This is a genomic window from Streptomyces triticagri (genome assembly GCF_003429565.1).
Taxonomy (GTDB): domain Bacteria; phylum Actinomycetota; class Actinomycetes; order Streptomycetales; family Streptomycetaceae; genus Streptomyces; species Streptomyces triticagri.
In genome coordinates, this window is record NZ_QUAK01000182.1 from 1 (window position 1) to 7,270 (window position 7,270).

Here is a 7,270-nt window from a genome sequence, read left to right on the forward strand (position 1 = left end):
GCCGTCGCGGAGCCGGGCGGGCATCGCTCCGCACCGCCGCCCGCTGCCGCCGATCCGGCCGGCCCCGGCTCCGTACCGCCACCCGCTGCCGCCGATCCGGGCGGGCACCGACCGCTGCCACCGCCGCCGGCCGCCGCCGAACCAGGACCTGCCCCCGTGCGGGAATACGAATTGAGAGCCCCCATGCCGCCCCCCGCCGAAGAACCTGCGCCGGAACCGCCGGCGGAGCACCCGGTGGATGCGCCGGTGCTCGGCCACACGTCCGGCGGACTGCCACGACGCTCGCGCCGTACGCCCGCCACCGGCGACCAGTTGGCCGGAGCCCGCGAGCCCTCGGTCTCCGACCGCTCGCCGCGCGACGCCGCCCGCCTCAACGGGGCGATCCAGCAGGGCACGCGGCGCGGCCGCGAAGACGCCCCCCGGGACTAGGAGACTTGAGGAGTCTTGCGATGAACTACGCCCGCACCGAGCGGTCCTGGATGCTGGACAGCCTGCTGCACAATCCAGCGGTGCACTTCGCCGTGCTGTTCTCCCGGGACGGTCTGCCCCAGGCCGCCACCAGCCAGATCGACCGCGAGGACGCGGAGCGCTTCGCCGCCGCCATGTCCGCGGTCGCCTCGCTCAGCCAGTCGGACGCGCTGGGGGGAGGCGCCGACAACCGACTGCGCCAGACGGTCATCGAACTGGAGCGCAGCTTCGTCCTGTTGGCCGAGGCAGGCCCCGGCAGCTTCCTCGGAGTGTCCACCCATGTCGATGTGGATCTGGGTGCCTTCACCTACGACATGCAGAGCCTGGTTGCCCGGATCCGGCGTGAGCTGAGCGTCCCCGACCGCTCGGAAATCGGCCACCGGGCATGACCGAGCCTTCCCGCCGGCGCAGTGGCGGCCTGGTCCGCTCCTACGTCATCACGGGCGGCCGCGCCCGCGCCGGCACGCCCCTGGACGTGGTCACCCTGCTGCTCGCCACCCAGAACACCAGGCCGCTGCACCACCTGACCGTCGAGCAGCGCGGGATCGTCGACATCTGCCGCGGCGGTGCCCTGCTCTCCCTCGCCGAGGTGGCATCCCATCTCGGACTTCCCGTATCCGTCACCCGAGTCCTCGTCGTCGACCTGATCGACGCGGGGCTCATCGCCACCCGGACCGCGCCCGTCGTGCAGAACGCAGGGCCCGAGCTCCTGAAGGAGGTCCTCGATGCACTCCGCGCCCGTCTCTGACGGCATGTATCTGGCGCCCACGGTCGAGCGCGCCGTGAAGATCCTCGTCGTCGGTCACTTCGGCGTCGGCAAGACCACGCTGGTCGGCGGCCTCTCGGAGATCACTCCGCTGCGCACCGAGGAGGTCATGACCAAGCCGTCGGAGCTGGTCGACGACCTGTCGGCGCTGCCCGACAAGACCACCACCACCGTCGCCCTGGACTTCGGCCGGCTCACCCTCACCCAGCAGCTCGTCCTGTACCTGTTCGGAGCGCCGGGCCAGGACCGCTTCAAGGGCCTCTGGCAGGACCTGGCCTATGGGGCACTCGGGGCGCTGGTGCTCGCCGACACGCGTGCGCTGCAGCAGAGCTTCGAGGTGTTCGACCGCGTGGAGGAGTACGGACTGCCGTACGCGGTGGCCGTCAACCACTTCACGGGCTCCCGCCGCTACGACGACGAAGAGGTCCGCGAAGCGCTCGATCTGCACCCGGAGACACCGCTGGTGACCTGCGACGCCCGGGACGTCAACTCCTCGTCCCAGGCGCTCATCACGCTCGTCGAGTACCTCCACAATCGCGCCGTCCAGAAGGAAGCACCGTGACGCACACCGATTCCTACGGATTCGCTCCCCCGTCGGGCTGCCCGGTCACCGGGGCGGGCGCGGGCGCGACTCCACTGTTCGACGAGGAGTTCGCGCGGGACCCGGCCGGTGTCTACGACCGGCTGCGCGGCTACGGAGTCGCCGCACCGGTCGCACTCGAACCGGGTGTCCAGGCCCTGCTCGTCACCCACTACAAGACCGCTCGCTACATCCTGACCAGCCCGGACTTCTCCAAGGACCCGCACCGCTGGCGGGACCTGCGGGAGGGCAGGGTGCCCGCGGACAGCCGGGTGCTGCCGATGATGGCGCCCCGGCCGAACTGCCTCTTCTCCGACGACACCGTGCACCAGGCCCGGCGCCAGGTGGTCGACGAGAGCCTCGGCAAGATCGACGACTACGAACTGCGCCGCTACGTCGAGCAGGTCGCCGACGATCTCATCGACTCCTTCGCCCGGACCGGCCGGGCCGACCTGATCGCGCAGTACGCGAAGCGGCTGCCCCTGATGGTCTTCAACAAGATGTTCGGCTGCCCCGGCGACGTGGGCGACCGGCTCGTCGAGGGGATGGGGAAGATCTTCGACGGCGTGGAGGCCGAGTCCGGGAACGTACAGGTCACCGAGGGTCTGATCGAGCTCATCACGCACAAGCAGGCCGTGCCCGGCTCCGATGTCACCACCTGGATGCTCCAGCACGCCTCGCGCCCCGACGCCGAGGAAGTGATCCACCAGCTGGTCACACTGCTCGGCGCGGGCAGCGAGGCCGAGCAGAACCTCATCGGCAACGCGCTCCTGAAGATCCTCACCGACCCGCGCTTCGCCGACGACCGGGTCAACGTGCCCATCGGCACGGCCATCGAGGAGGTGCTCTGGCAGGAGACACCCCTGGCCAACTACGCCGTCCACTACGCCCGCCGGCCGGTCGACATCTACGGCACCCACTTCCCCGAAGGCATCCCCATCGTGATCAGCTTCGCGGCCTGCAACACGGACCCCGAGGAGATCCTGGACGCCGACCAGCGCGCCACATCCCGCAGCCATCTGTCCTGGTCGGCGGGACCGCACCGGTGCCCGGCCCAGCCGCACGCGCTCAGCATCGGACGGATCGCCATCGAGCGGCTCTTCAACCGGCTGCCGGACGTGCAGATCGCGGTCGACCCCGCGGAACTCACCTGGCGGACGGGGCCGTTCCACCGCGCGCTCCACACGCTGCCGGCGCAGTTCACCCCGCATGTGGTGACCGAGCCGCCGGCCGCGGCGCGGGCCGTCAGCCCCGCGGTCCCGCGCCCCGGAGCGGCCCTGGCGACCCTCCCGGATTCCGGACCGGTCCACCCGGTCCCGGCCCGCCGCCCGCGCTCCCCGCTGCGGCGGCTCGCGCAGGCCTGGCTGCGGTGGTGGCGCGGCGACACGTAAGCCTCCCACCCGGCCGATCCCGCCCGAGCCGGACCGTCCCACGCGGACATGCGGGTTCCGCCCTCGGCCGAGCCGCTGTCCTAAGTCGCCGGACGGGCTGATTTTCCAGCCCGTCCGGCGACTGTGGACCAGCCCCGCCAGGGCCGTGGCAGTGGACCGGGCCCCAGGGGCAACACACAGTCGGCCCCGAGCCCGGCGGCCCGCCGCCCGTCGTTGTCGGTGCGACCGCATAACCTTTCCGTCGTGACCACTTCCGTACCCGCCCCCGCGAAGGGACCCGCCGCAGACGAGGGCCTGGCCCGCCGCCTGCGCGCACTCGCCTGCACCGCTCCGCTGCACGACCTGGACGTGCGCAAGGCCAATCTCGCGGGTGCGTACGCGGTGTACGCGATGGCCGAGGTCGCCCTCGCCGCCATCGACCTGGTCACGCTGAACATGGACTTCGACACCGGCGCGGACCACGACCAGATAGTGACCAGACTCGTCCCCCGCGTCGCCGCCCAGGCTCCCTCCCGCCCGGCCGAGGAGCACGAGCGCGTGGCGCGCTGGGTCCTGGAGAACCTGATCAACGTCGGCAGTGTCGACCGCGGCTTCCGCGCCGTCTACGGCACCTTCGCCCCCGACGGCGCATACGTACGCAGGGACTACGACTTCAAACTCGTCGAGGAGGTCCCCGGCACCGGTGGCGGCGTCTGCCTGCGCACCACCGACGAGGCGGTCAACGTCCTGGTGGGCGCCCTCGACACCGATGTGACCAGCGCCCAGATCGCCGCCGAGGTCAAGCTCGAGGTGCTGATCAACCGCGGCCGCCTCGCCGACGCCCAGCTCGCCGCCGAGCAGGCCAGATACCGGACCGTCCAGTACTCGGAGACCCTGCGCCGCGCCCTCGACGCCACCCGGCGCAATGTCCGTGCGGTCGACTGGCTGCAGTCCGTCCCCGACATGATCGACGAGGCGCTCGAGCACGTGGCCGACCGCTACCGCCACGAGAACGCCATCCTGATGAACATCCGTAAGGCCCGCGACGAGGCCGAGGACCACGAGCACAAGCGCCGCGCCGCCGAGCTGGTCGACATCGTCAAGGACTGCATCCGCCGACACACCCAGCTGCAGTCCCGGCTCCTCGAGGCCGGTCCGCTGTTCCGCGCCGAGCAGGACCGCCAGGCCTTCGCCCCGCCCGCCGCGCACACCGGACTCGACCTCTACGGACAGCTGCTCGCCCCCGCCCTGCCGCTTCCGCTGGAGCAGGCCGGCCGGGTCACCGACGCCTTCTTCGCGCACGGCACCGGTCTGCGCACCCCGTCGGCCGTCCGGCTCGGCGACCTCGTGGACCTGCTCCTGACACCGCCCGTGGAGCGCGCGCACCTGGGTGCCGAGATGCCCGAGCCCGACCTGATCGCCACCCCGGACGACAGCCGCTTCAGCGAGGAGCAGCTGGCCGCCGCGACCGAGCTCCTGGACATCGCGCACGACGCCCCGCGCCGCCTCTCCGGACTGCTCGCCGAGGCCCGCCGCAGCGACCCCGAACTGCCCTATCTGGTCGCGCTGCTCGCCGTGCACGCCGCAAGCCCGCCGGTGGGCACCGCCTACCGCCAGGGCGAGCCCCGCCTCCTCTTCGCCGTCGACGACGGCACCCAGCTCGACGACCCGGATTTCGGCGGTGCCGATCTGATCGTGGGCACCGCGCTCCTGGACGCCGCCGGCATGGCGGCCGGCCGCACCGAGGCGGGCTGATGAGCCCGCCCGCCCCGTCCCGGGACCCCGCCTGGAACCTGTACAAGACCCCCACCGAGGAGCACAAGCCGTGAGCGACCACCACGCAGACAGGGCCGCGTGGAGTGAGCCCGAGGCCCGCCCCGCGCCCGCCCCGGTGACCCCGGCGGACGCCGCCGACGCGGCCCGGCTGGTGTCCTTCGGACTCCAGCCCAAACTGCAGCCGGCCAGGGACGCCGAGTACGCCGACCTGCTGCGCCGGTACCGCGAGGATCCGCCCTTCGCCCGCCTCGCCGACGCCGTGGCCAGTGGCCTGGGGCTCGTCGTACTGGAGGTGTCCGCGCGCGCCGGCATGGCCGTGACCGCCGCCGAGGACTCCGTCTTCGCCGTCCGGATGGGCGACTACGCGCGCCGCGCCGCATCCGACACCGGTGACCGATTCCTGCACGGCCTCGCGCATCTCGCGGTCGCCGCGATGGCGTTCCCGCGCCCCGAGGATCTGGCCGACGACGGATACATCGGCCGGGTCACGGTGCACGGTGTGGACGCCTTCGTACGCCAGGCCTGCCGCCGCCTCGAGGAGCGCGCGGACGAGCGCGGCGAGAACACCGACCCGGCCACCGACGCCCCCGGACTGGAGGCCGCCTGGCGGGTCTGGGCGCGGCGCAGCGCCACCGGGGCGACCAAGGACGCCCGCCGCCTTGCCGGTTCCACCACCGGCATCGTCGGCAAGGCCGTCGCCTTCCTCACCGACTCCGGCTTCCTGCAGCGCACCGGTGACGACGCCGGAGGCACCTACCGCACCACCGCCCGCTACCAGCTCCAGGTACGGGACACGGCCGGCAGCGCCGCCCTCGCCGAGCTGCTCGAACTCGGCGTGGTGCCCGTATCCGACGGCTCCGCCAGCCTGCTGCCGCCCGCAGATCCCGAGGACGTGGGCCTGGTCGCCGAGGCGGGCCTGCCCCTGCACGCCGACCGCGCCTGACCGGCCGCTGACCGACCGGCCACGCAGCCCCGACCGCACCCCCGCTCACCGACCGACCACGAGAGTCCGCCGCCATGTACGAGTTGTCCCGGGTCCGCCTCTATTCGATCGGCCCCGCCGGCGCGCGCTATGCCGACACCGTGCTCGACCTGCGCGGCGTCGGCGCCACCGTGCCCGAACCGGCGCCCGCCCAGGCGGAGTTCTTCGAGGAGGAGCCCGTCGGGCCGCCGCGCAGGCCCGCTCCCGCGGGAGTGCTCTTCCTGGAGAACGGCGGCGGAAAGTCCGTCCTGCTCAAGCTGATCTTCTCGGTCATGCTGCCGGGCCACCGCAACACCCTGGGCGGCGCGAGCTCCGGCGTGCTGCGCAAGTTCCTGCTCGCCGACGACTGCGGCCACGTGGCGCTCGAGTGGCAGCACACGCTCACCGGCGAGGCCGTGGTGGTGGGCAAGGTCAGCGAGTGGCGCGGGCGCCAAGTGTCCAGCGACCCGCGGAAGTTCGCGGAGGCCTGGTACTCCTTCCGGCCCGGCCCCGGACTGAGCCTGGACAATCTGCCGGTCGCCGAGGCCACCGCCGTACGCCCGCAGGCCGAGGGCGCGTCGGGGGCCTCCGGGCGGCGCCGCACCATGAAGGGCTTCCGGGACGCCCTCACCGAGGCCGGCAAGGCCTATCCGCACCTGGAGGTGCACTGGGAGGAGATCCACGACCGGTGGAACGAGCACCTGGGCGACCTCGGCCTCGACCCCGAACTCTTCCGCTACCAGCGGGAGATGAACGCGGACGAGGGCGAGGCGGCCGGACTCTTCGCGGTCAAGAAGGACTCCGACTTCACCGATCTGCTGCTGCGGGCCGTCACCGACACCCGGGACACCGACGGCCTCGCCGATCTGGTCAGCAGCTTCGGTGCGAAGCTGGGCCGCCGGGCGGAACTGATCGCGGAGCGTGACTTCACGGCCGGTTCGGTCGATCTGCTCGGCCGCATCGTCGAGGCCACCGAGACCCGGGCGCGCGCGCGTGACGTGCACGCGGGTGCCGAGCGTCGCACTCGCGCCCTGGCCGCCCGGCTCTCGGCCCGCGCGGCCGAGGAGCGGGGCCGCGCCGCGGACCTGGCCGAACGCCTCGCGACCGCCGAGCAGCGCGTCGCCGAGGCCGGCCGGGAGCAGGACAGGCGATCGGCGATCGCCGCGGAACTGGCCTACCGGAACGCCTCGTTGGCGCTCTCGGCAGCCGAGAAGGCCGCCGCCGCCCAGAAGCGCGAGCTCGCGGACGGCCGTACGCTGCACGCCGCCTGGCAGGCGGCCGAGGCCGTGCTGCGGCACCGGGCCGCGGCCGACCGCTCCGCGCGCGTCGCCGCCGCCATCCGCGAAGCC

At 72.9% G+C, this 7,270-nt stretch carries 6 protein-coding genes and 2 pseudogenes; all 8 read left to right on the top strand.

Annotated features, from left to right (window positions below; translation table 11 throughout):
• Nucleotides 1–429 (top strand): annotated as a pseudogene (locus DY218_RS35445) (hypothetical protein); the annotation flags it as partial.
• 20 nt (nucleotides 430–449) lie between these two features.
• Nucleotides 450–857, top strand: a complete 408-nt coding sequence (locus DY218_RS26015; protein ID WP_128558573.1) for a roadblock/LC7 domain-containing protein — start codon at nucleotides 450–452, stop codon at nucleotides 855–857.
• Nucleotides 854–1,216 (top strand): DUF742 domain-containing protein, encoded by a 363-nt coding sequence (locus DY218_RS26020; RefSeq protein WP_128558574.1) that lies wholly within the window; start codon nucleotides 854–856, stop codon nucleotides 1,214–1,216. Before DY218_RS26015 ends, DY218_RS26020 begins: the two co-directional genes overlap by 4 nt.
• On the top strand, nucleotides 1,194–1,796 hold the full coding sequence (locus DY218_RS26025) for a GTP-binding protein (protein WP_128558575.1): 603 nt from the start codon (nucleotides 1,194–1,196) through the stop codon (nucleotides 1,794–1,796). Before DY218_RS26020 ends, DY218_RS26025 begins: the two co-directional genes overlap by 23 nt.
• Nucleotides 1,793–3,205, top strand: coding sequence for a cytochrome P450 (locus DY218_RS26030; RefSeq protein ID WP_233521906.1), 1,413 nt, complete (start codon nucleotides 1,793–1,795; stop codon nucleotides 3,203–3,205). The genes DY218_RS26025 and DY218_RS26030 overlap by 4 nt, the downstream gene beginning before the upstream one ends.
• Before the next feature lie 219 nt (nucleotides 3,206–3,424).
• Nucleotides 3,425–4,939 carry a magnesium transporter CorA family protein gene (locus DY218_RS26035; protein ID WP_407703687.1) on the top strand — a complete coding sequence of 505 codons (1,515 nt, stop codon included), beginning with the start codon at nucleotides 3,425–3,427 and terminating at the stop codon, nucleotides 4,937–4,939.
• 70 nt (nucleotides 4,940–5,009) lie between these two features.
• A complete protein-coding gene (locus tag DY218_RS26040; RefSeq protein ID WP_128558577.1) occupies nucleotides 5,010–5,903 on the top strand; it encodes a hypothetical protein in 894 nt (297 codons plus the stop codon).
• A 74-nt stretch (nucleotides 5,904–5,977) separates the two neighbouring features.
• Nucleotides 5,978–7,270 (top strand): annotated as a pseudogene (locus tag DY218_RS26045) (hypothetical protein); the annotation flags it as partial.